This window comes from Curtobacterium sp. SP.BCo, from assembly GCF_051903265.1.
In the GTDB taxonomy this organism is placed as follows: domain Bacteria; phylum Actinomycetota; class Actinomycetes; order Actinomycetales; family Microbacteriaceae; genus Curtobacterium.
This window is the reverse complement of sequence record NZ_CP194337.1, coordinates 890,479-913,923: the sequence shown is the minus strand read 5'-3', so window position 1 is coordinate 913,923 and position 23,445 is coordinate 890,479. Positions and strand designations below refer to the sequence as shown.

Sequence of the window (23,445 nt, the reverse complement as noted above, 5' to 3'; positions counted from 1 at the left end):
CCGCAGCCCGGAGGCCCCGGTCGGTAGCATCGTCGCGTGCCATCCTCCGCCGCTCCCGGCCGCCGTGTGACCGCCGCGATGGTCGCGGAACGCGCCGGTACGAGCATCGCCACGGTGTCGCTCGTCGTGAACGGCAAGGAGCGCGGCCGCGTGTCCGAGCCGATCGCCTCCCGCGTGCGGATCGCCGTCGACGAACTCGGGTACGTCGTCGACCACGCCGCGAGCACCCTCGCGCGCGGGTCCGGCGACCTCGTCGTCCTCATCGCACCCGACCTGTCGAACCCGTTCTTCGCCGAGGTCATCCGCGGCGTGCGGGACACCGTCGGCGACCGGTTCCAGCTCGTCTTGTCGGTGACCGAGCGCGGCGCGCAACCCGGCGCGGCGGACGTCCGGCGCTTCGAACGACTCCGACCGGCGGGCATCCTCGTCGACGCCCCGGCCGCCGGCGAATCGATGTCGGCCTCCGTCCCGGTCGTGCTGCTCGACGCTCCCGGCGGGGACGAGGCGGTCAACTACGACCTCTCCCCCGGCGTCCGCGACCTCGTCCAGCACCTGCGAGCACAGGGGCACCGGCGGGTCGGGTACCTCGACGGGACCTCGCGGGCGACGACGTTCGGCGTCCGCCGGGAGCGCTTCGAGCAGGAGTGCGCCGCCGCCGGCATCGAGGTCTCCGAGGTCACCGCACGCGCGGACCTCACGGTGGACGCGGCGGCATCGGCGGCCGAGCACGTGCTCGAGGCCTGGCGGGAGGACGACGTCACCGCGGTCGTCGCAGCCGCGGACACCCTGGCGTACGGCCTGCTCCGGGTGGCCGGGGAGCTCGGGGTCCGGGTCCCGGAGGACCTCGCCGTCGCCGGCTTCGACGACCTGCCGTCGTCGTCGGTCACGGCGCCGGCCCTGACGAGCGTGGCACTGCCGGGCGCCGACCTCGGCCGGGCTGCGGCGCTCCGACTGCTCGCGACGCTGGACGGCACCGCGCCCGAGGCCGCCGCCCTGCCCGCACGCCTGGTCCGCCGCGCGAGCACCGGCGCGTAGCGCCGCCGGCCCGCGCCGGCATGCGCCCGGCGCGTAGCGCCGCCGGGCCGAGACTCGCGCTGACCGACCGATCTCGCGCCCGATCGCACGAGAACGGTCGCCACACCCGAGTCTCGGTGACACGCCGGACGGGAGGCACGGTGCGGGCCCGCACCGCGCCTCCCGGCCGGCCATCGTGAGGTGAGGGCGCGAGACTCGCGCTGCGCGGCCGATCTCGCGCCCGATCGCACGAGAACGGTCGCCCACCCCGAGTCTCGGCGCGACGCCTACTGGTCGGCGCGGTCCGCCGGGGCGGCCGGCGCGGCCGGCACGGCCGACGCGGCCGACGCCGCCGGCTCGCGGCCCTCGCGCTGCGCGCGCTCCAGCTCGTCGGCCTCGGCACCGCCGACGGCCTCGCCGCGGGCGACCATGCCGGCCGTGTCGGAGAGCGTGATCTGCGGCAGGAAGAGCGCGAGCAGGAACGCGATCGCGATGAACGGCAGGAGGTACCAGAACACCGGCGCCAAGGAGTCGGCGTACGCGTTCACGATGCCGTCCTGCACCGCCTCCGGCAGCTTCGCCACGGTCGCGGGGTCGATGCTGCCCGCCGAGGACGCCGCATCGGTTGCCGAGCCCCCGGCCCCGCGGAACACGTCCGTGAGCGACGTCGTGAGGCGTGCCGTGAAGAGCGCGCCGAACACGGCGGTGCCGAGGGAGGCGCCGACCTCGCGGAAGTAGTTGTTCGTCGACGTGGCGGTCCCCACCTGCGAGGCGGGCACGGCGTTCTGCGCGACCAGGACGACCACCTGCATGATGAGCCCGAGGCCGGCGCCGAACACGAACAGGTAGGCGCAGATCAACCAGATCGGGGTGTCCGCCGCCAGCTGCGTCATGGCGAGCATGGCGAGGGCGACGAGGATCGTCCCGATGATCGGGAACATCCGGTAGCGGCCGGTCTTGGTGATCAGGTTGCCGGATGCGATCGAGGTACCGATCAGGCCGACCATCATCGGCAGCATGAGCAGCCCGGAGACCGCGGCCGAGGTGCCCGACGCCATCTGCAGGAACGTCGGGACGAAGCCGATCGCCGCGAACATGCCGATGCCGAGCACGAGGCCGATGCCCGTGGCGAGCAGGAACGTCCGGTTCCGGAAGAAGGACAGGGGGAGCACCGGGTCCGCGGCGCGCGACTCGACGAGCACGAGCAGAGCGGCCGACACGACGAGGCCGGCGAACCAGGCCCACGTCTCGAGGGCGTCCCAGCCGTGGTCCTTGCTGCCGCCGAACTCCGAGAAGAACACCAGGCAGGTCGTCGCCGCGGACATGAACAGCACGCCGAGCACGTCGATGCGCTTCGTCGCCTTCTTGCTCGGCAGCGTGAGGGCGAACCAGGCGACGAAGAAGGCCGCGATGCCGACCGGGATGTTGATGTAGAACGCCCAGTTCCAGGTGAGGTGGTCGACGAAGAACCCGCCGAGCAGCGGGCCGCCGATCGCCGACAGCCCGAAGATCGCGCCGAGCGGGCCGAGGTACTTGCCGCGCTGCGAGGCGGGCACGATGTCGGCGATGATCGCCTGCGACAGGATCATCAAGCCACCGCCGCCGAGGCCCTGCATTGCGCGGAACACCACGAGCTGCGTGAAGTCACCGGCGAAGGCGCACCCGGCCGAGGCGATCGTGAACAGGGCGATCGCGATGAGGAACAGGTTGCGGCGGCCGAGGACGTCACCGAACTTGCCGTAGACGGGCATCACGATGGTGGAGGCGAGCAGGTACCCGGTCGTCAGCCACGCCTGGTGTGCGACGCCGCCGAGCTCGCCGACGATGGTGGGCATCGCCGTGGAGACGATGGTCTGGTCGAGACTGGAGAGCAGCATTCCCGCGATGAGCGCGGAGAAGATGATCCAGATCCGGCGCTGCGTGAGGAGCAGCGGCCCGTCGGAGCCTGGGCGGGCACGCTTGGTCGTGCCCGGCGCGGTGGCGCTCATGGTGTGGTGTCCTGTCCGGTCGTGATGGCCGCCCTGAGCAGGCGGAGGTTGTCGGTGAGCAGCGCGTCGAACGCCGGCGAGTCGGCGTCGGCGAAGAACGTGTCGGCGGTGACCTTGAGCAGGCCGGCTGCCGCCTCGGTGACCAGGCGCGCCCGACGGTCGTCCGGGTCGCCCCAGCCGAAGCGATGCCGGACCGCGTCGGTGACCCGCGCGAGCTGGACGTCCGTCGCCGAGAGGAACTTGGCGACGAGGGCGGGCTCCCGCTCGAAGACCTGACGGACGAGGGCCTCGTCCGCGCGGTCGATCCCGACGCGGTGGAACTGGTCGATCGCCAGCGCGACGATCGAGCCGAGCGGATCGAGGTCGGACGACACGATCCCGCCCGCGGCGTACCGCTCGAAGGCCTCGACGTCGGCGTGCAGCTCGATGCCGAGGACGACGTCCTCCTTCGACGCGAAGTGGTTGAAGAAGGTGCGCCGGGACACCCCGACGGTCTCGCAGAGCTGCTCGATCGTGTAGCCGTGCAGCCCGTGCTCGACCGTCGCTCGGCGCGCTTCGACGATCATGCGTCGGCGCAGCGCGCGGGTGCGTTCGGTGGTGCTCACCGGACAAGACTTGCACTCTCATGCTGAGAGTGCAACGGACGATCGGGTTACAACGCCTTCGCGAAGCAGAACGACCACGGCATCGTGGCGGCGTACGGCTCGTACACCGGGATCCGCGTCCAGCCGGTCTTCTCGTAGAGCGCGACGGCCTCGGGCTGCTTGTCGCCGGTCTGCAGGATGAGCCGCTCGGCCCCCTGCTCGCGCGCGACCTGCTCCCCCTCGGCGAGCAACGCCGTCGCCGCACCCTTGCCCCGGGCGGCGGCCAGCACGATGAGCCGCTTCAGCTCGACCTCGTCACGGAGCCGTCGGACGGCGATGTGCCCGAGGGGCTCGCCGTCCTCGTCGAGCGCCAGGAGCGAGGTGATGATCGTCGCCGGGTCCACGGCGAGCGCCCGGTCACGCGCCGCCGTGACCGACGGGTCCTCACCGGCGTTCGACGCGCCGTAGCGCTCGTGCATCTCCTCGTCCATGCGGGCGCGGAGCCCGACTCCCCGGGGGTCGTCCCACGCGACGCGTTCGATCGTGATCACGACCGTCGATCCTGTCACGGATGCCGGGTCCGGCGCGACGGGGCCCCCAGTGCGGTCGCGACGAGCGCGCCCCGCGCAGTCGCGGCGGCGGTGCCGGCCTGGAGGCACGGGTCACCTCCTCCGGCCGGCGCGCGTCCGTCAGACGACGACGGACTCCCCCGCGGGCAGGATCTGCACCGGCACCGGTCCGAGCCCGTCCGGTCCGAGGAACCGGGCGGCCGACTGCTGGCCGAGGTCGCTGAGCATCGCCTCGTGGATCTGCACGGCGCGCTCCGGTGCGACCGCTCGGACGTAGTCCACCGCGTCGGCGGTGCTCGTCCAGGGCCCGCTGGTCGGCAGCAGGAGGGTCTGCACCGGCACGCCGGGCACAAGGTAGGCGTCACCGGGGTGGAACACGGTGCCGTTCACCAGGTAGCCGACGTTCGCGATCGTCGGGATGTCCGGGTGGATCACCGCGTGCTCCTCGCCGAAGACCTGCACGGAGAACGGGCCGACCTCGAAGGACCCACCGGCGGCGACGGCGGCGACCCGGCCGTCGTGCGTGCCGAGCTGGTCGACGATGCCCTGGGGGCCACGGACCACGAGCGCGTCGTTCGCTGCGAGCGCCGACCGGACGGCCTCGACGTCGAAGTGGTCGAAGTGCTCGTGGGTGACGAGCACGACGACCGCGGCCTCCGCGAGGTCGGCACCCTCGGGCGTGAACGTCCCCGGGTCGATGACGAGTGTGGCGCCGTCCTGCTCGAGGACGACGGTGGCGTGGTTGTACTTCGTCAGCTCCATGTGCACCAGTCTACAACCGTGTTGTACATCGAGCCGGTGGGACCGGATGAGAGGACGTTCACCGCTCCAGGCGAGCAGCGATCCGGTGGAACAGTTCCGGCACCCGGGCGAGCACCGCACGCTCCGCCTCGGACAGGTCGGCGTCGATGACCGACGCGAACGTCCCGGCCCGTGCCCGGCGCTCCCGGAGCATGACCGTCCGTCCGGCGTCGGTCAGCCGGATCACCGACACCCGTCGGTCCCCGTCGGACGCACCCCGTTCGACGTAGCCGCGTTCCTCGAGCTCGGCGACGGTCCGTGACTGTCCCTGGTGCTTCACGCCCCGGGCCCTTGCGAGCTCGGCGATGGTCTGCGGCCCCTGCCGGTCGAGCAGCCCGAGGCTCGCGCTCTGCGCTTGGGGCAGTTCGTCGGTGAGCGCCCGGGTGGCCCGCACGATGCGCCCGATCGACTCACGGAGCTCCTCGGCGAGGTCGTCCGGGGTCGTCGTCATGCCCCGACCGTACCGCCGCCGGCCGCACCGGGCGGCGCCGCCGGACCGACCGGAGGCGCGCGACCGCCCGCACCGCGCCTCCTGGCCGGCATGCGATCGCGCCCAGGGCGCGTCCGGTTGGATCGGTTCATGCTCCGCGTGTCCGTCGTCGTCCCCGTACGGGACGACGCCGCGCACCTCCGACGGTGCCTCGATGCACTCGCCGCGCAGTCGGTGCTCGCCGACGAGGTGGTCGTGGTCGACAACGGCAGCAGCGACGACAGCGCAGCGGTGGCCGAGGCTGCGGGGGCGGTCGTGCTCACGGAGCGGGTCCGCGGGATCGCCCGGGCCTCCGCGCGTGGCTACGACCGGGCCTCCGGCGACGTCCTGGTCCGGCTGGACGCCGACTCCGTGCCGCCGCCCGGGTGGATCGCCGACGCACTCCGGCTGCTGGAGGACCCCGAGGTCGTCGCCGTCACCGGCCCCGGCTGCCCGCACGACGGCGGCGCCCTCGTCGGCCGGGTCTGGGACGCCGTCTACATGCGGCCGTACTTCGCCCTGATGTGGGCTGCGCTCGCGCGCCCGCCGCTGTTCGGCTCCGCGATGGCGATGCGTCGGGAGACCTGGCTCGCGATCCGCCCCCGTGCCCACCGCGACGACCCCGAGGTGCACGACGACGTGGACCTGAGCATGCAGCTCGACCCGGGGTGGCGCGTGCTCGCGGACCCGGCGCTCACCGTGCAGGTCTCCGCTCGACCGCTCGCGGGGCTGCGGTCCGCCGCGCTCCGGACCCGACGGGCGTTCCACACGTTCCGGGTGAACGGCCGCCGGGCGAACCCGGTGCGGCGGTGGGCCCGACGGACCCGGGTGACGGTGCGGCGGCGCGTCGCCGGGTGGTGGCGCCGCCGCTGACCGCTCCGGCATCGTGCGTCCTGCGTCGTCGACGCGGTGCGACCGGAACGGACGGGAGGCGCGTGGCCAGCAGCCACGCGCCTCCCGTCCGTCAGACGGCCCGTCCGCCGGGCCGGGGCGTCAGTCCTCGCCGACCTGACGTCGGCGACGCACCGCGAGCAGTCCGGCACCCGCCGCCAGGAGCAGCAGCGCCGCGATCCCGCCCGGCACGACGAGCTCGGTGCCCGTGAACGCCAGGCGCCGTCCGCTCGGGGTCGTGACGACCACGCCGCCTCCCGGGCCCGGGTTCGGCGCGATGCCCGCGGCCGCCGGGACCGTGATGGCCAGGTCGGCGGTCGAGCGGCTGCCGTCCTCGTCCGCCACCGAGTACGTGACGGTGGCCGTGCCCGCGAAGCCCGCTGCCGGCGTGAACGTGATCCGGCCGTCCGCACCGACCCGGAACGTGCCCTGGCCGGCGATCGTCACCGTGGTGACGATCGCACCCGTCTCCGGGTCCACCAGGCGGACCGACGAGGCGACGAGGGCGGTCGAGCCCGCGCTGTCGTTCCCGGTCACGTCGACCGTGACCGGCGTCCCCGCCGCGGTCGTGCGGTGGTCACCGATCGCCTTGGGCGGCGCCCCGACCGTGACGGTCACGGTGGAACGGGTCGTGCTGCCGTCCGCGTCGGCGACCTGGTAGGGCGCCGAGACCGGCCCGGTGAAGCCGTCGATCGGGGTGAAGGTGATCCGACCGGTCGCGGTGTCGACCGTGAAGGTGCCCTTGCCGGACACGGTCAGGGTCGTCACCGGGCTGCCGGCGGCGTCCAGCAGTCGGACCGAGGTCGGGTCGAGCGGCGTCGCCGCGTTCCCCGCCGCGTCGTTGCCGAGCGGATCGATGACCACCGGGGTGCGGGCGGCCGTGGTCGCCGTGTCCGGTCGGGCCGTCGGGGTGACGGGTGCGACGGTGACGGTGATCGTCGCCGTGGCCGTCAGGGCACCGGTGTCGGACACCTGGTAGGTGACGGCGGGCGTGGTCCCGCTCCAGCGTGCGGCGGGCGTGAACGTCACCGCGCCGGTGGTCGGGGCGATCCGGAGGACACCCTGGCCGGGGATGGTCAGGGTCTTCCCGCCGTCGGTGACCAGCACCCCGTCCGGCTGCCCGGCGGTCGGGAAGACGACCGTGGTCGGGTCGAGCGGGGTGCCGCTCCGCACGCCCGGGGCGTCGTTCGCGAGCGGGTCGAAGCGCACCGGCGTGTTCTGCGTCGTCGTCCGGGCGTCGTCGGCGGCACGGGGGCCGACGGCGGACACCGTCACGGTGACGGTCGAGCTGCTCGAGGCGCCGTCGACGTCGCTGACCTGGTAGGTCACCGGTGTCGCCGTTCCGCGGAAGGCGGGCTCCGGGGTGAAGGTGATCGCGCCCGACTGCGGGTCGATCTTCCAGACGCCCTGGCCGGGAACCGTCAGCGTGCGGGCCCCGTCGGACACGGTCGCGCCCTTCGGCTGCCCGGCGGTGGGGAACCCGACCGACGTGGGGTCGAGCGGGGTCCGGGCGTTGCCCGCGGTGTCGTCGGCGAGCGGGTCGACCGTGACCGCGGTGCCCTGCGACGTGGTCGCCGTGTCCGGCTGCGCGGTCGGTGCGACACGGGTCACGGTGACGGTGATCGTCGCCGTGGCCGCGGCCCGGCCGGTGTCCCGGACCTGGTACGTCACGGGCGTGGTCGTGCCGGTGAAGCCCGCGGTCGGGGTGAAGGTCACGACGCCCGAGCTCGGGTCGACCACGAAGGCGCCCTGGTCCGGGACGGTGATCGTGATCGTCCGACCGGAGTCCGAGACGGTCGCGCCCGTCGGCTGTCCGCCGACCGGGAAGCGCACCGACGTCGGGTCGATCGCGGTGCCGCCGTCGACGCCGGGTTCGTCGTTCGCCGTCACCGGGATCGCCACCGCGGTGTTCTGCTGGGTGGTGGTGGCGTCGTCGACGGCGCGCGGCGGGACCGGGGACACCGTGACGGTGAGGGTCGCCGTGGTCGGCGTCCCGTCGACGTCCGACACCTGGTAGGTGACGGGCGTCGCGTCGCCGCGGAAGCCCGGTTCCGGGGTGCAGGTGACGGCACCGGTCGACGGGTCGGCACGGTAGACGCCCTGTCCCGGCACGGTGAGCGTGCGCCCGCCGTCCGAGACGGTGGCGTCCGCGGGCTGCCCGGTCGCCGGGAAGACGACCGTGGTCGGGTCCAGCGGCGTGGCCGCGTTGCCGGGCCGGTCGTCGCCGAGGACGTCGACGCGCACCGGGGAGCCCTGACGCGTGGTGGCGGTGTCGTCGGTGGCCGTCGGGGCGACCTTCGTCACGGTCGCGGTGATCGCGCCGGTGCCCGTCTGTCCGCCCTGGTCGGCGACCTGGTAGGTCACCGGGGTGGTGGGCCCGGTGAAGCCGGCGGCCGGGGTGAAGGTGACCGTGCCGGTGGTCGGGTCGGCGGTGTACGTGCCCTCGCGGGGGACGGCGAGGGTGCGGCCGCCGTCGGACACGGTGGCGCCGGTCGGCTGTCCCGCGGCGGGGAAGACCACCGTGGTCGGGTCGATCGGGGTGCCGTCCTCGACGCCCGGACGGTCGTTCGCCGTCACGTCGACGGTGACCGGGGTGTTCTGCTCGGTGGTCGTCGAGTCGTCGGCCACCTTCGGGCCGACCGGGGTCGCCGTGACGGTGACGGTGGCCACCGACGTGTTGCGGTCGCTGTCCGACACCGCGTAGGTGATCGGGGTGGCTGCTCCGCGGAGCGTCGGGTCCGGCGCGAAGGTGACGGCACCGCTGTCGGGGTCGATCGTCCAGACGCCCTCACCGGGGACCGTGAGCTTCCGACCGTCGGACGAGACGGTCGCGCCGGCCGGCTGGCCCGGGGTGGTGAAGGTGACGGTGGTGGGGTCGATCGGGGTCTGCGCGTTCCCGGGCTCGTCGTTGTCGAGCACGTCGACCGTCACCGACTTCCCCTGCGTCGTCGTCGCGGTGTCCGACACGGCCTTCGGTGCAACGGCGTTCACCGTGACCGCGATCGTCGCGGTGTCGGTGAGGCCGCCGCGGTCGGCGACCTGGTACACGACCGGGTCGACGCTGCCGGTGTACCCGGCCACCGGGGTGAACGTCACGGTCCCGGTGGTGGGGTCGGCGACGAACGTGCCCTGGCCGGGGACGGTGATGCTGCGGCCGTCGGTGGCGACCGTGGCACCGGTCGGCTGGCCGCTCGTCGGGAAGACGACGGTCGTCGGGTCGACGGGCGTCCCGTCGGCGACACCCGGGGCGTCGTTCGCCGTCACGTCGACGGTCACCGCGGCGTTCTCACCGGTCGTGGCGATGTCGTCGGCGGCCTTCGGACCGACGGCGGACACGGTCACGGTGACGGTCGCGGTCGAGGGCGTCCCGTCGGCGTCGGACACCTGGTAGGTCACCGGCGACGTGGTCCCACGGAAGGCGGGGTCGGGCGTGTAGGTGACGACACCGGTGGACGGGTCGGCAGTGTAGGAACCCTGGCCGGGGACGGTCAGCGTGCGGCCGTCCGGTGCGACCGTGGCGCCGCTCGGCTGCCCGGCGGTCGGGAAGACCACCGAGGTCGGGTCGGTCCCGCGGTCGTTGCCGAGCACGTCGACGTCCACGGCCTTGCCCTGGCTGGTCGACGCGGTGTCGGCGTTCGCGGCACCGGCGTAGGTGACGGTCAGCGTCGCCGAGCCCCGCTTGCCGCGGGTGTCCGCGACCGTGTACCCGACCGGGGTCGGGTTGCCGGTGAGCGCGGCGTCAGGGGTGAAGGTCACCGCACCCGTCGCCGCGTCCACCCGGTAGACGCCCTGACCGGGCACCGTGAGCGTGCGGCCGTCCGAGGACAGCACCGCCCCGGCGACCGCGTCGGGGGCGACGAGCTGCACGGTCGTCGGGTCGATGTCACCGGTGTCGTTGGCGAGCACGTCCACGGTGACCGCCTGGCCGGGCTGGTTGCCGCGTGAGGCGTCGTCCTTCGCGGCCGGACCGGCGATCGGGTTGGAGAAGGTGCAGGCGACGTTGCTGCCGTTGGTGGTCGGGACGGTGAAGTCCGCCGTCGAACCCGAGCCCTTCGACACGACGTTCCCGTTGCTCAGGTCGGTGCAGGTGTAGGTCGTCGAGTAGTCGGCGGCGTTCGTCGTCGAGTTCGCCGGCGTCTGGGTCGCCGTGTACGGCTTGCCGGGCAGGAGGATGATCGGTCCGGCGGTCGCCGAGGTGCCCGTGCCGCTGGTCGACGCGGTCGCGGGCTTCGGGACGTCCCCGCCGCCGACGGAGACCGTGAACTGGTCGTCGGCGTCCTTGCGGCCCTCCGGCAGGGACGTGGTCGCCTGGCCGGTCGACGGGTACTGGCGGGTGCCCATGTCGGTGAGGGTCGCCGACGGCGTCTTGCGGTCGATGATCGACCCGGTGACCGGGTCGACCTTGAGGAAGCCGTTCGCGCCGCTGCCCGCGATGTACAGGTAGCCGTCGTCACCGAAGGCCAGCGACGTGAGGGCCGCCGGCGGCGCGATCGCCGGACCGACCTGGGTCGCCGTCGCGTTCGCGCCACCGAGGTCGGCGGCGTTCACGCGGTACACCTGGGCGCTGGCCGGGTTGCCGTTCGCCGCGGCCGAGCTCGAGATGAAGTACATGTTCCCGAGACGGTCGAACGCCAGGTCACCGTTGCCGCCGGGCGGGGTGGGTGCCGTGACCGTCGTCGCGGTGCTCGAGATGGTGTTCGTCGTGGGATCGTAGCTCGCGAACGAGAACTGGTTCCCCGAGTTCTGCACGAATCCGCCGAACCAGTACTTGCCGGTCGTCGGGTCGACGCCACCCATCTGGTTCGCGACCGCCGCGCCCGTCGAGCGTGCCGTGACCGTCCAGGCACCGGTCGACGCCGTGTACTCGTAGACGTTCGTCCCGTTCGTCATGAACAGCTGGCCGCCGTCGTTCGAGAAACCGAGCTGGTTCAGCCCGGTCGCTCCCGTCGGCTCCGTGAGGACCGTGGTCTGGTTGCCGGTGGTCCGGTCGATCGACACGATGTTCGACGACCCCGAGACGGTGCCGTAGATCGCCGTGGTGAGGAACGGCGCGGCGGCGGACGCGGTCTGCGGGGCGACGAACGCGGCGGACCCGACGGCCAGGGCGGCGACGGTGAGCCCGGCGAGGAGCGGCAGACGGGGCGTGCGGAAGCGTCCGCGGTGCTTGGGGGGCACGACGAATACCTTTCGGGAGGCAGTGACGCCGGGCGCAGGGAGACGCCCGGGGACGGGGTGATGCCGAACCTAGGGCAGCCGGAGCGCACGCGGGGGTGGGTTCCTCGAACTGGGGGCACCGGGCCCCGCGGGGATCCGGGCTCCCGACCCGAACTGGGGGCAGACCCGGACCGGGGACCGGCCGGGAACGAGTCAGGCCCGGTCGGCCGGCCGCGAGCGCACGTGCGCTCGCTCACCCTGCGGCCCGTACAGGCAGAGCACCTCGGTCACCTCGTCGGTCACGTTGCCGATCCAGTGCGGGGTGTGGGTGTCGAACTCGGCGACCTCGCCCGGCCCGAGGTCGAGGTCGTGTTCGCCGAGCACGAGTCGGAGCCGCCCGGAGAGCACGTAGAGCCACTCGTAGCCCTCGTGCGTCTGCAGCGTGGGCTCACCACCGGGCGAGTTCGGTGGGAAGAGCTGCTTGAACGACCGCACCCCGCCGGTCCGCCGGGTGAGCGGCACGACGACCCGGCCACCGTGCACCTCCGGCTTGAGGTGCACACGCGGGTCCCCGGTCTGCGGCGCACCCACGAGGTCGTCGAGCGGCACCTGGTACGCGCGGGCCAGGGGCAGCAGCAGTTCCAGGGTGGGCTTCCGCTGTCCCGACTCGAGCCGCGACAGCGTGGACACCGAGATGCCCGTCTCCGTCGCGAGCGCGGCGAGCGTGACGTTCCGGTGCGCCCGCAGGGCACGCAGTCGCGGCCCGACCCCGTCGACGACCTGGGCGGTCGTGCGCGGGGCGGGTCGTTCCTCCCGGCGGTGTGCCACGGCGACCATGTTGCCAGGTCGGCAAACGGGATTGCCAGCGCATCGTCGGGGTCCGCAGGATGCAGGCATGCGTGATCACTACGACGTCATCGTCGCCGGCGGAGCAGCCGCCGGCCTGTCCGCCGCACTCATCCTCGGTCGTTCCCGGCGCTCCGTCCTCGTCGTCGACGCCGGCGAGCCGCGCAACGCGCCCGCAGAGGGTGCGCACAACTACCTCGGCCGCGAGGGAGCGCCGCCGACCGAGCTGTACCGGATCGGGCGCGACGAGGTCGCCGCCTACGGCGTCGAGGTGGTGGCCGGGAGGATCGTGGCCACGTCCACCATCGACGGCGACGGCCCCGATCCGGTCGGCTTCTCGGTCACGCTGGACTCCGGCGCGGTCGTCACGGCGCGCAGGCTGGTCGTCGCCTCCGGCGCCGTCGACGTCCTGCCGGAGGTCCCGGGGCTCGCCGAGCAGTGGGGCCGCGGGGTCGTGCACTGCCCGTTCTGCCACGGCTGGGAGGTCCGCGACCAGCGCATCGGAGTGCTCGTGACGACACCGAACGGCGCGCACCACGCACTGATGTTCCGGGCGTTGAGCGACGACGTGACGGCGTTCGTCACGGACCCGGCACTCGTCGACGACACCGCCCTGGCAGGTCTGACAGCACGTGGCATCAGGATCGTGACGGGACCGGTCGCGCGGGTGCTGTCGTCCGGGGACGTGCTGCGCGGCGTCGAGCTCGGGTCCGGCGACGTCGTCGAGCTCGACGCGCTCGCCGCGGCCAGCACCGTCGAGGCGCGGGTGGGCTTCCTGTCGGGGCTCGGTCTCGTCGCCGAGGACCAGCTGATGGGCGACGTCCGGTTCGGCAGCGCACTGCAGGTCGACGCCGTCGGGCAGACCTCGGTGCGCGGGGTCTACGCGGCCGGGAACGTGGCATCGCCGATGGCCACGGTCATCGCCTCGGCGGCTGCCGGCACGCAGGCGGGCGCCGCGGTGCACGGCGACCTGGTGCAGGCCGACCTGGCCGCCGCGCTGGCGGGCGCGGGCACGGGCGCGGGCGCAGGCGCGGGCGCGGGCGCGGGGCGAGACTCGGCCTGACGGACAGTTCTCGGGGTCTGGACCACGAGAACTGTCCGCCACCCCGAGTCTCGGCAGGGCCGACCCGAGACTCGGGGCGGTCAGTCGACGCGGTAGCCCGCCTGCGCCGCCAGGAGCGGTGCCAGCGTGTACAGCTGGTCGGCGCCGATCGTCGCACCGCGGAACCCCTCGAGCCGCTCCACCCGGTCGAGGTCGGCGGTGCGCAGGTCCACGTGGTCGATCCGGGTGTTCGAGCCCTCCGCCGCGCGGATCGTCGAGCCGTCGAAGGACACCCGGAGCAGTCGCGCGTCGGCGATGTCGAGCTCGTCGATGACGCAATCGCGGAACACCACGTCGGTCAGCGTCGAGCCGCGGAGGTTCACGAACCCGAGCTTCATGCCGACGAACTCCACCCCGTTCAACCCGGCGTCGTAGAGCTCCGCCGACCCGACGCGGCCGCCGGCGACCCGGACCTCCCGCCAGGTGCTGCTCGACGCCTTCAGAACCGGGGCGTCGAGCACCTCGACGATCGAGTCGCGGACCCGCAGTCCGCGCAGGTCCGCGGCGTCCGCGCGGAGCGTCCCGACGACGCACTCCTCGAGTTCGAGGTCCGGCAGCCGTTCGCCGGCGAGGTCGAGCACGTCGATGCGCTTGCCCTCGATCCGGTCCCCGGTGAGGACGTCGCCGGGGCCGGGCGCCCAGTCCTCGAGGTCGGCGGGTTCGGTCAGGGTGATGCGCGGAGCGTCGGTACCGGAGGAGCGGGCCATGCGCTCAGTCTGCCGCGTGGGACCGACGGCGCAGGTCGCTGACGAGCACGTAGTCCTTCGCGGGGCCGTGGGCCTCCCACCGGACCGTCCAGTGCTCGGCGTCCCCGGCGAGCACGCCAGCGTAGTCGTCGGGGGCGCACGCGTGCACCACGGCCGTCCCCCACACCCAGTCGTGGAAGACCCGGCCGTCCGAGAAGTGCACGGTCCAGTCGCCGTCCGGGGTGCGTCGCACGAACAACGTCCGGGAGACCGGCACGCTGCGCCCGTCGAACGCCATGGTGCCGGACTCGTCCCACCGCACCTCGTCCGGAGCGGTCGCCGTCAGGGTCGTGGTGCCCGCCACCGTCCCCACGGCCCCCGCACGCCGGTCGTCCACGGTCCGTCGGAGCTCCCACTCCCCCACGAGGTCCGTCGGCTGCAGCACCCGCCCACCTTACGACCGGGGACCGGGCGCGCGACCGGGACCGTTCCCACCGAGTCGATCCGCGGCGGCCGTCCCGGAGTAGCTTCGGGCAGTCACCGTCGTCTGCCCGAGGAGCATGCCCGTGCGATCCCGTCGTCACCTCCCGATCGCGCTCGCCGCGGCACTGCTCGCGATCGTGGCCCCCGCCGTGGTCACCGTCCCCGCTAGCGCCGCGACCGACCACTCCGTGCTCGACGTCGACGTCGACGCGCCCTTCATCATCGCCTTCCACAACCGGGGAACGTGGACGTTCACGGCGAAGAACGACGGCACCGGCCCGACGCTCACCCCGGTGACCCTGGCCGTCAAGTACAACGACGGTTCGAACCCGTACATCCCCGGGACGCCGAACGCCTGGTCGCAGGTGACGGCGTCGAGTCCGCAGACGAAGCAGTGCTCGATCGACACCACCAGGAAGATCGCGACGTGCATCGCGCCGCCGCTGGCACCCGGGCAGAGCGCGACGATCACGGTGTCGGCCCGGGCCGACCTCGCGGCGACACAGGACGCGGTGATCAACTGGCGGGTCACAGCCGCCCGCGGGGCGAAGGACCCGGACGTGGCGTACAACACCCGGCTCGGTGCCACGACCCAGCGCGCGCTCCGGGGTGCCTTCGACAGCGCCGCGCCGGCAGCGCACGGCGTTGCTGTCCGCGGGTGGGCCGCCGATCCGCAGCTGCCGGCCGGCCCGTTCAGCATCGACGTGACGATCAACGGCATCCGGGCTGGGCGCCTGGACGTCGGGGCGGCGCGGCCGGACGTCACGAAGGTCTACGGCTTCCGGTCGACCTCCGGGTTCGACGCGGTGGTGCCGGCGGTGGGGTCCGGGCCGCAGCGCGTCTGCGTGACCGCGGTGCACGTGCAGACCTCCGGGATCCTCGACCTCGGCTGCAAGACCGTCGACGTCGCCGCGGGCACGCCGCAGGGCCGACTCGACAGCGTCACGACCGGGCCGGACTCGTTCACGGTGGCCGGGTGGGCGTACGACCCCGACGCGATCGGTTCCGCGACGCAGGTCGCCGTCACGGCGTTGTTCCCCACCGACGACCAGCCGAAGGTCGTCGGCACCGTGTCGGCGGACCAGCCACGGCCGGACGTGAACAGCGTGAAGGGCGTCGCCGGCGACCACGGCTACAGCGTGACGTTCTCACCGCGGCAGACCCAGGTCTTCGGCGCGGAACGCATCTGCGCGGTGGCGACGAACGTCGGCGCGGGATCGGACACCATCCTCGGGTGCAAGTCGCTCGACATCCCGCTCGACGGCGACTGACGCCGCTCCACGGCGACCGGTCCCGCTCGACGGGCGACCGACTCCGCCTGACGGCGAACGATCCAGCCGGACGGCGACCGACCCCGCCCGACCGCGACCGACCGCGACCGACCGCCCGCGCTCAGCCGCGCAGCGGCCCGGACCCGGTCACCCGGGCACCGTCCGCGAACCCGACCACGAGTTCCCGCAGGGCGTCCTCGGCGGTGTGCCGCGCCTCCCACCCGAGCACCGAGCGCGCCTTGTCGACCCGCATGACCGGCACCTGCGCCGCGATGTCCACCCAGCCGGCGTCCGTCGGCTGCAGCCGGAGCCGCCAGGTAACGGTGACGATCCCGCGGAGCAGCCGCAGTGGGATCCGGACCGCGCCGAGCATCCCGAACGCCCGGGCCATCCGCGGCGGGTTGAGCACGGGCGTCGCGGCCACGTTGAACGCCCCGGGGGCCCGACGGTCGATCGCCCGCCAGAAGGCATCGGCGAGGTCGTCGGCGTGCACGGCCTGGAACACGAACGGCAGCGGGAGCGGCAGCACCGCCCACCGGATCCAGCGGACGATCGACATCGGGACGAGGCGCCCGAGGAACAGCCCGCGGAGCTCGGCGGCGGCGGCCCGTTGGAAGACCAGACCGGGCCGGAGCCGCGTGACGACGACGGACGGGTGCGCGGACTCGAACGCGTCCATCGCGGCCTCGTTCGCGGCCTTGTGGACGGAGTAGGTCGCGGTCGGGATCCCGGTCGCGGGCCAGGTCTCGTCGACCGGGGTGCGCTTGCCGTCGACGTCGACGCCGCGGTAGGCGCCGACCGACGACGCGACGACGACCTGCGGGACGCCGACGCGGGCGACGGCCTCCAGCACGTTCGCTGTCCCGGTGACGTTCGTCCGGTGCTGCGTGGGGATGTCGTGCGTCGGCTGCAGTGCCCATGCCAGGTGCACGACGGCGTCGGCACCGCGGAACACGGCGGCGAGCTGGTCGACGGTACCGTGCGCGCCGACGTCCACGGCGTGCCACACCGCGGACCCGTAGGGCTCGGCGCGGAGGTCCGGGAGACGACGAGCCACCCCGACGATCTCGACGGAACCGTGCTCCGCGCGCTCGGCAGCGAGCCGACGCACCACCGCGGTGCCCACGTTGCCGGTCCCGCCGACGACGACGATCCGCATCAGGCGGCGGCCAGGGCGGGGTCGAGCACGACCTTCACGCAGCCGTCCTGCTTCTTCTGGAACACCTCGTACATGTGCGGGGCGTCCTCCAGGGAGACGCGGTGCGTGGTGAGGTCGAGCGTGCCGAGGGGGTCCGAGGGGTCGGACACGAGCGGCATGATGTCGTCGATCCAGCGCCGCACGTTGCACTGGCCCTCGCGGATGGTGATCTGCTTGTCGAACAACGTCATCATCGGCATCGGGTCGGCCATCCCGCCGTAGACGCCGCTCAGCGAGACCGTCCCGCCGCGTCGGACGAGGTCGATCGCGGCGTGCACGGCCGCCAGCCGGTCGATGCCGACGGTCTCGATCGCCTTCTGGGCGAGCGCGTCGGGCAGCAGTCCGGCGGCGCGCTGCGCGAACCCGGCGACGGGGTTGCCGTGCGCCTCCATGCCGACGGCGTCGACGACCCCGTCCGGGCCGCGGCCGTCGGTGAGGTCGACGAGCTGCGCGACGGTGTCGTCGGTCAGGTCGAACACCTCGGCGCCGTGCTTCGCACCGAGGTCGCGGCGGACCTCCTCCGGGTCGACGGCGAGCACCCGGTAGCCGAGGTGTGCGCCGATCCGGGCGGCGAACTGCCCCACCGGGCCGAGGCCGAGCACCGCCAGGGTGCCGCCCTCCGGCACGTCGGCGTACTGCACGGCCTGCCACGCGGTGGGCAGGATGTCGCTGAGGAACAGCCAGCGGTCGTCCGGCGTCCCGTCGTCGGGCACGACGATCGGACCGTAGTCGGCGTGCGGCACGCGGAGGTACTCGGCCTGGCCACCGGGCACCTGACCGTACATCTTCGTGTAGCCGAAGAGGGCCGCACCGGAGCCGTACTCGGTGACCTGGGTGGTCTCGCACTGCGACTGGAACCCGTGCCGGCACATCCAGCAGTGTCCGCAGGAGATGTTGAAGGGAACGACGACGCGGTCGCCGACCGTGAGGTTCGTGACCGCGGAACCGACGGCCTCGACGATGCCCATCGGCTCGTGCCCGAGGACGTCTCCCTTGTCGAGGTACGGGCCGAGCACCCGGTAGAGGTGCAGGTCGGAGCCGCAGATCGCCGTGGAGGTGATCCGCACGATCGCGTCGGTCGGCTCCTGGATCGTGGGGTCGGGGACGGTCTCGACGGACACCTTCTCGGTGCCCTGCCAGGTCAGTGCGCGCACGTCGCGTTCCTCTCGTGGTCGCTTCGGGCCGGCCGGGAGGCGCGACTCGCTTCCCCCACGTCGGTACCCGCCCGCCCCGTGGTGCGTTCCCAGCCCCGTCCGCTGGGCGCGTCGCGTGGCGGGGGTGCGCCGCGCCTCCCGGCCCGGTCTCGGCGGCCGCCCGCCGGACGCGCCCCGTCAGGCGACGGGGTCGGCGAGGACCGCTGCCAGCACCCGCTCGTGCTCCGGGCGGCCACCCGGTCCGGCGCTCCCGGCGAGCATGATGAGCGCCTTCCAGAGCGCCCAACCGCGCGCCCGCCCCCAGTTGTCGTCGTCGAGCCCGACGGTCCGGCGGAAGCGACGGCGCGCGTCGCCGTCGAGGAAGGTCCACGCGAGCACGAGGTCGCTGGCGGGATCACCGACGCCGCACGTCCCGAAGTCGATCAGTGCGCTGAGGCGTCCCGACCCGTCCACCAGGAGGTTCCCCGGTGCGACGTCCCCGTGGAACCAGACGCCCGGCCCGTCCCACGTCGTGTCGGTGGCCGCGGCCCAGACCCGTTCGCAGGCGCGACGGTCGACGGATCCGCCGAGCACGTCGAGTGCGGTGGCGACCTCCGCGCCGTAGTGGGCCGGGTGCGCTCCCCGGTGGAACGAGTGCGCGCCCGCGACCGGACCGTCGCCGGCCGGGACGGCCCGCAGCTGCTGCAGCACGCCGGCGACGTCCTCGGCGAACCGCACACGGTCGAGGCTCGGCGCCCGGGACGCGACCGTCCCCTCGATCCACCGGCGGACCGACCACGGGAACGGGTACGTCTCGTCGGGGGCACCGAGGCCGACCGGTTCCGGCACGGGGACGTCGAGGTGTGCGGCGATCGTCGGCAGCACCCGCTGCTCCTTCTCCACCGCGGCGACGTACCCGGCGGCGCTCGGCAGACGCACCGACAGCGTGTCCCCGAGCCGGTACGTCCGGTTGTCCCAGCCCTGTGGGTCCACCGGTCGGACGGGCAGGCCGGCCCACTGCGGGAACTGGGACGCGACGAGCCGCTCCACGAGGACGGCGTCGATGCGGGGCCGGGGCACCTCGGTGTGCATCCGCCCACGGTAGCGCCGGGTGCCGTTGCGGGTGCCGCCGGGCGCCGGATGCCCCTTGCGGGTGCCGCCGGGTGCCTTCTCCCGATGGGCGACGGGTGTCGGTGGCGGGTGCCTGTTGTCGGTGGCCGACCGGCCATCCGGGGTCAGCCGTCGAGCCGATGCGGACGACCCACGCGGCTCGTGACACTGGAGCCGATGGACCACCGCACAACCCGCCGGACGTTGCTCGTCGGCGCCGCCGGCGCGCTCTCGGCCGCGACGCTCGCGGCGTGCGCGGCGACCGGTCAGGCCCCGACCGCGTCACCGACGGCCCGGCCGACCCGCAGTCCGTCGCCGACGCCCACTCCCACCCCGACCCCGACCCCGACGCCGGCACCGACGCGCGCCCCGGTCGCGATCCCCCGGCACCCGCTGCCCGCGGGCACCGTGACCGCCCTGCCCGCCGGGACGCCCGGGATCGCCTGGACCGTCGACGACGGCGCCAGCCCGGACGTCGTCGAGGCGTACGCGCGGTTCGCCGCGGCCACCGGCACCCGGCTCACGTTCTTCGTGAACGGCGTCCGACCGTCGTGGACCGAGCACGCCGACCTGCTGCGGCCGCTGGTCGAGTCCGGACAGGTGCAGCTCGGCAACCACACGTGGGACCACCCGGCCCTGACGAAGCTCTCCGACCAGGGCATCGAGGACCAACTCGTCCGGAACCACGAGTTCATCGAGCACACCTTCGGCGTGGACGCCCGCCCGTACTTCCGCCCGCCGTTCGGCTACCACGACGCGCGGGTCGACGCCGCGGCCGCCCGGGTCGGGTACTCCACGCCGCTGCTCTGGTACGGCTCGCTCGCCGACTCGGGGGACATCACGTCGGACCAGATCGTCGGGTTCGCCCAGCAGTGGTTCCTGCCCGCGCACATCGTCATCGGTCACGCGAACTTCCCGGGGACGATCGGGGCGTTGCCGCGGCTCGGGAAGCTGCTCGACGAGCGGCACCTCGCGACCTTCACGCTCGACGACGTGTTCAGCCGGTAGGGGCCGCACGCAGTCCGGTCCGGTGCTCGTCGAGGCACGGCGGTACAGCGGACTGCGCGGTCGGCGACCAGGATCAGGCGCGCAGCCGCTCCCGTTCCGCCGGGGGCAGGTGCTCGGTGGCCGTCCTCCGCGCCGACGGTGTCAGGAATCGTCCGCTGCGCTCCAGGAACGCGATGAGCGCCGGTTCCGACGCCCGCTTGCCGGTCTCCCGCAGCACCCAGCCGACTGCCGACTGCACGGTCTCGCTGCGTTCCCGCACGAGCCGCCCCGCGATGCCGAGCGGCACCTCGTCGTCGCCCTGCTTCACGAACGCCAGCGTCGCCACGACCGCGATCCGCCGGACCATCGCCACGTCGGACTTCACGAGCGCGTACAGCGGACCCGTGGAGCCACCGACGAGCGGGGCCCCGACGAGCTCCTCGGCCGCGAGGTCGACCAGCACCGTGTCGTCGAACCGCTCCGCCTTCGCCGCCGACAGGTACTCGTCGGTCAGCTCCGGGTCCGGGCGCTCACGCATCGCCTGCACGAGGAGCAGCACCGCCACGAGTCGCGCACCGGGGTCCTCGCTCCACAGCAGCGCGGACCGCTCGCCGTCGTCGAGGTCTGCGAACTGCCGTGCGACCCTGCGGGCCGCCGCGACGTCCCCCGGGGTGCGTGCGAGCGCCGCGAGCACGGCCTCCGCGTCCGCCGGGTTCCGTCCACCACCGGCCGGGAGGCGCGTCACGCGACCTCCCCGTCGGTCGGCTCGTTCCGCGGCGCGGTCCGGCGACCGCGCCGCAACACGATCACCGCGACGACGACCAGGAACGCGGCGAAGAGCCAGGTGCCCACCTGCGGGTCGACGAGGCGGGCGATCCACGCGCCTCCCGGCGAACAGACGGCGGCGGTGACGCCGACCGTGAGACCGACACGGAGGTCGACCGCGCGCCGACGCAGGTTCGCGACCGTCCCGGACACCGACGTCGGCACCATCGTCAGCAACGACGTCCCCTTCGCGAGCAGGTCACCGGCACCGAGCGCGACCTCGAGCCCCGGCACGATGACGACCCCGCCACCGACTCCGACCAGCCCGGACAGCACGCCCGACAGCAGACCGAGCAGGAGCAGGACGATCGCCTCCACCACGCCGAAGTGGACCGAACCGCCCCGCGTCGGCACCGTCGTGAACAACGACACCAGGACGACGGCGATGAAGCCCACGAAGATCCACGGCAGCACGCGCAACGGGAGCGCGCGCAGCAGGCGTGCTCCGATCGGGGCGCCGACGACGCTGCCCACCGCCAGGGTCAGGGCGGCGAGCCAGTGCACCTCGCCCTGTGCGGCGTAGGTGATCGCGCCGACGACGGCCGCCGGGGCGATGGCCACCAGCGACGTCGCCGATGCCCGGCGCTGGTCGAGGTGCAGGAACGTCATGAGCGCCGGCACGACGATGACGCCACCGCCGACGCCGAACAGGCCGGAGAGCACCCCGGCGACGATCCCGATCGCGATCAACACGATCACCCGTCCGCCGCGCTTCTCCATCCCCACAACCCTACGGCCGTCGGGGCATGGATCCGACGACGGACGTCAGGCCGAGAACCGCTGCACGGCCTCCCGGATCGGTGCTGCGTGGAGGTAGATGTCGTCGAGCGCCTCGATCGGGTGCTTCGTCTCCACCTTGTTCTCGTCGAAGAGCCCGAGGTACTTCTGCTTCTTGCCGTTGAACCAGAGCCGCGCGATCGGCTTCCGGTTGTTGTCGTCGAGCAGGACCGCGAAGTAGGACTTCTGGTCGCGGTGGGCGATGCGGTCCGGCTTGACCTCGCTGCAGGCGATGGCCTTGACGATCTGGTAGCCCTCGAGCTCCTCGAGCGTGGTCTCGATCTCCGTGTCGCGGTCGAGGTCTCCCTCGGCGATGGGCTCGCTCGTCACGGCGTCGGCCGGCGCCTCGGCGCCGACGGGCGCGCTGTACGAGGCGCCGAGCGCGGTCTTGAGACGGTCGTTGACCTGCTCGTTCAGGAACTGCTTCGACGCCTTAGCGACGAGGGTCGTGAACTGGGTCCGCGCCTCCTGGGTGAACCGTCCGTCGTAGACGCGCGAGGCGAAGAGACGGACGAAGTCCTCCTCTGGCTCGCGGAACTGCGCGGCGATCGCTCGCTTGATGGCGCCCACGTACTTGAGTTCCTCGGCGGCACTGATCACGGAGTCGAGGTCGAAGACGTCCTTCGTGAGCTTGCGGAGCTCCGGCAGGAGGGTCTCGTCGATGTCGGCGAGGTCGAGGACCAGGAACGGGCGGTCGTCCATCTTGTTCGGAGCATCGAGGTCGGTGTAGAAGTTGTAGACCTCGCCGTTGGTCAGGACTGCGATGCGGGCGTTCGTCACCGAGAAGTACCGGAAGAGCTGCGATGCGTGCTCGATCTTCAGTGGTTCGGTCGACTTCTTGCACTCGATGAGGATCTGGACCTCGCCGTCGCGCATGATCGCGTAGTCGACCTTCTCACCGCGCTTCACGCCGACGTCGGCCGTGAACTCCGGCACGACCTCCAGGGGGTTGAACACGTCGTACCCGAGGATCGTCGAGATGAACGGCATGACGAACGCGTTCTTCGTCGCTTCTTCGGTCTGGATGGCCTCTCGCTGGTTCTGCACCTTCGTCGCGAGTGCGGCCAGACGTTCTTCGAACTCCACTGTTCCTCCCCTGGGTCGTTGCAACCGTAGTTGACGACCAGTCATCATTGAGCGCCGTCGATCACCCCACTTCGCGGGGTTCGATCACAACGTAGTGGATGTGGAACATCGTGGGTGAGATGCAACAATGCTGGCGTACCACGGCCGTAGGCTGTCCCCGGGGTCGCGCGTCGCCGGGCGTGGACCCCGGGCAGAGTTGAAGCCCACCACCGCGGCAACGGTGATGGGCTTCGAGTTGCTCTCCGAGTGGAGTGCCTGAGGGACCGCATACGTCCCGAGCGCGAACGCTCGGGCCAAGCATACGTGACCACCGTCACGCATGCACCCCTCGGCACTTCCGCTCCTCGTGTCCGCCGGCGCTGACACCGGAGGTGGTCTCGATGTCGAACGACAACGGGTCCGAGCCCAGGCGTCGAGTGTCCTGGTTGGGGGTCGCGAGCTTGCTCGTGGCCGTCACCAGGCTCGTGCTCG

Annotated in this window: 20 protein-coding genes; 5 read left to right on the top strand and 15 right to left on the bottom strand. The window is 73.0% G+C overall.

Annotated features, from left to right (window positions below; all coding sequences use genetic code 11):
• The first annotated feature begins 36 nt into the window (after positions 1 to 36).
• Positions 37 to 1,035 carry a LacI family DNA-binding transcriptional regulator gene (locus tag ACRQ4B_RS04425; RefSeq protein ID WP_439693486.1) on the top strand — a complete coding sequence of 333 codons (999 nt, stop codon included), beginning with the start codon at positions 37 to 39 and terminating at the stop codon, positions 1,033 to 1,035.
• Positions 1,036 to 1,301: 266 nt separating this feature from the next.
• Here the strand turns inward: ACRQ4B_RS04425 and ACRQ4B_RS04420 are convergent, their stop codons facing one another.
• The 5 genes from ACRQ4B_RS04420 to ACRQ4B_RS04400 form a co-directional block, all read right to left on the bottom strand.
• Positions 1,302 to 3,002 carry an MDR family MFS transporter gene (locus ACRQ4B_RS04420; protein ID WP_439693485.1) on the bottom strand — a complete coding sequence of 567 codons (1,701 nt, stop codon included), beginning with the start codon at positions 3,000 to 3,002 and terminating at the stop codon, positions 1,302 to 1,304.
• On the bottom strand, positions 2,999 to 3,607 hold the full coding sequence (locus ACRQ4B_RS04415; protein ID WP_439693484.1) for a TetR/AcrR family transcriptional regulator: 609 nt from the start codon (positions 3,605 to 3,607) through the stop codon (positions 2,999 to 3,001). The genes ACRQ4B_RS04420 and ACRQ4B_RS04415 overlap by 4 nt, the downstream gene beginning before the upstream one ends.
• A gap of 47 nt (positions 3,608 to 3,654) precedes the next feature.
• Positions 3,655 to 4,137, bottom strand: a complete 483-nt coding sequence (locus tag ACRQ4B_RS04410) for a GNAT family N-acetyltransferase (protein ID WP_439693483.1) — start codon at positions 4,135 to 4,137, stop codon at positions 3,655 to 3,657.
• 138 nt (positions 4,138 to 4,275) lie between these two features.
• Positions 4,276 to 4,917, bottom strand: coding sequence for an MBL fold metallo-hydrolase (locus tag ACRQ4B_RS04405; RefSeq protein ID WP_439693482.1), 642 nt, complete (start codon positions 4,915 to 4,917; stop codon positions 4,276 to 4,278).
• A 58-nt stretch (positions 4,918 to 4,975) separates the two neighbouring features.
• Positions 4,976 to 5,407, bottom strand: coding sequence for a MarR family winged helix-turn-helix transcriptional regulator (locus tag ACRQ4B_RS04400; protein WP_439693481.1), 432 nt, complete (start codon positions 5,405 to 5,407; stop codon positions 4,976 to 4,978).
• A gap of 129 nt (positions 5,408 to 5,536) precedes the next feature.
• Here ACRQ4B_RS04400 and ACRQ4B_RS04395 point away from each other — a divergent pair, with 129 nt between their 5' ends.
• Entirely contained in the window at positions 5,537 to 6,298 is a 762-nt protein-coding gene (locus tag ACRQ4B_RS04395) for a glycosyltransferase family 2 protein (protein ID WP_439693480.1), read from the top strand.
• 120 nt (positions 6,299 to 6,418) lie between these two features.
• Here the strand turns inward: ACRQ4B_RS04395 and ACRQ4B_RS04390 are convergent, their stop codons facing one another.
• Together ACRQ4B_RS04390 and ACRQ4B_RS04385 are read right to left on the bottom strand one after the other, a co-directional pair.
• Positions 6,419 to 11,491, bottom strand: coding sequence for an Ig-like domain-containing protein (locus ACRQ4B_RS04390; RefSeq protein WP_439693479.1), 5,073 nt, complete (start codon positions 11,489 to 11,491; stop codon positions 6,419 to 6,421).
• A gap of 192 nt (positions 11,492 to 11,683) precedes the next feature.
• Complete coding sequence (locus tag ACRQ4B_RS04385) at positions 11,684 to 12,298, bottom strand: helix-turn-helix domain-containing protein (RefSeq protein WP_439693478.1); 615 nt, start codon at positions 12,296 to 12,298, stop codon at positions 11,684 to 11,686.
• Positions 12,299 to 12,365: 67 nt separating this feature from the next.
• Here ACRQ4B_RS04385 and ACRQ4B_RS04380 point away from each other — a divergent pair, with 67 nt between their 5' ends.
• Positions 12,366 to 13,379 carry an NAD(P)/FAD-dependent oxidoreductase gene (locus ACRQ4B_RS04380; protein ID WP_439693477.1) on the top strand — a complete coding sequence of 338 codons (1,014 nt, stop codon included), beginning with the start codon at positions 12,366 to 12,368 and terminating at the stop codon, positions 13,377 to 13,379.
• A gap of 80 nt (positions 13,380 to 13,459) precedes the next feature.
• Here ACRQ4B_RS04380 and ACRQ4B_RS04375 read toward each other — a convergent pair whose 3' ends face one another.
• Positions 13,460 to 14,125 carry a pentapeptide repeat-containing protein gene (locus tag ACRQ4B_RS04375; RefSeq protein ID WP_439693476.1) on the bottom strand — a complete coding sequence of 222 codons (666 nt, stop codon included), beginning with the start codon at positions 14,123 to 14,125 and terminating at the stop codon, positions 13,460 to 13,462.
• Between the two features lie 4 nt (positions 14,126 to 14,129).
• A complete protein-coding gene (locus ACRQ4B_RS04370) occupies positions 14,130 to 14,549 on the bottom strand; it encodes a DUF6314 family protein (protein ID WP_439693475.1) in 420 nt (139 codons plus the stop codon).
• Positions 14,550 to 14,670: 121 nt separating this feature from the next.
• Between ACRQ4B_RS04370 and ACRQ4B_RS04365 the strand changes: the two genes are divergently transcribed.
• Positions 14,671 to 15,858 (top strand): hypothetical protein, encoded by a 1,188-nt coding sequence (locus tag ACRQ4B_RS04365; protein ID WP_439693474.1) that lies wholly within the window; start codon positions 14,671 to 14,673, stop codon positions 15,856 to 15,858.
• A 121-nt stretch (positions 15,859 to 15,979) separates the two neighbouring features.
• Here the strand turns inward: ACRQ4B_RS04365 and ACRQ4B_RS04360 are convergent, their stop codons facing one another.
• The 3 genes from ACRQ4B_RS04360 to ACRQ4B_RS04350 form a co-directional block, all read right to left on the bottom strand.
• On the bottom strand, positions 15,980 to 17,017 hold the full coding sequence (locus tag ACRQ4B_RS04360) for an NAD-dependent epimerase/dehydratase family protein (protein WP_439693473.1): 1,038 nt from the start codon (positions 17,015 to 17,017) through the stop codon (positions 15,980 to 15,982).
• Positions 17,017 to 18,210 carry a zinc-dependent alcohol dehydrogenase gene (locus ACRQ4B_RS04355; protein WP_439693472.1) on the bottom strand — a complete coding sequence of 398 codons (1,194 nt, stop codon included), beginning with the start codon at positions 18,208 to 18,210 and terminating at the stop codon, positions 17,017 to 17,019. The genes ACRQ4B_RS04360 and ACRQ4B_RS04355 overlap by 1 nt, the downstream gene beginning before the upstream one ends.
• Before the next feature lie 177 nt (positions 18,211 to 18,387).
• A complete protein-coding gene (locus tag ACRQ4B_RS04350; protein ID WP_439693471.1) occupies positions 18,388 to 19,281 on the bottom strand; it encodes an aminoglycoside phosphotransferase family protein in 894 nt (297 codons plus the stop codon).
• Positions 19,282 to 19,476: 195 nt separating this feature from the next.
• Between ACRQ4B_RS04350 and ACRQ4B_RS04345 the strand changes: the two genes are divergently transcribed.
• The gene (locus tag ACRQ4B_RS04345; RefSeq protein ID WP_439693470.1) at positions 19,477 to 20,307 is read left to right on the top strand and encodes a polysaccharide deacetylase family protein; all 831 of its coding nucleotides are present in this window, start codon (positions 19,477 to 19,479) and stop codon (positions 20,305 to 20,307) included.
• Positions 20,308 to 20,380: 73 nt separating this feature from the next.
• Here ACRQ4B_RS04345 and ACRQ4B_RS04340 read toward each other — a convergent pair whose 3' ends face one another.
• Genes ACRQ4B_RS04340 through ACRQ4B_RS04330 form a run of 3 tightly spaced genes read right to left on the bottom strand, consistent with a single transcriptional unit; the run spans position 20,381 to position 22,974 of the window.
• Complete coding sequence (locus ACRQ4B_RS04340) at positions 20,381 to 21,031, bottom strand: DNA alkylation repair protein (RefSeq protein WP_439693469.1); 651 nt, start codon at positions 21,029 to 21,031, stop codon at positions 20,381 to 20,383.
• Positions 21,028 to 21,831: a sulfite exporter TauE/SafE family protein gene (locus tag ACRQ4B_RS04335; RefSeq protein ID WP_439693468.1), complete on the bottom strand. Its 804-nt coding sequence runs from the start codon at positions 21,829 to 21,831 to the stop codon at positions 21,028 to 21,030. Before ACRQ4B_RS04335 ends, ACRQ4B_RS04340 begins: the two co-directional genes overlap by 4 nt.
• 45 nt (positions 21,832 to 21,876) lie before the next feature.
• Positions 21,877 to 22,974, bottom strand: a complete 1,098-nt coding sequence (locus ACRQ4B_RS04330) for a type I restriction endonuclease (protein ID WP_439693467.1) — start codon at positions 22,972 to 22,974, stop codon at positions 21,877 to 21,879.
• Positions 22,975 to 23,445: the final 471 nt, after the last annotated feature.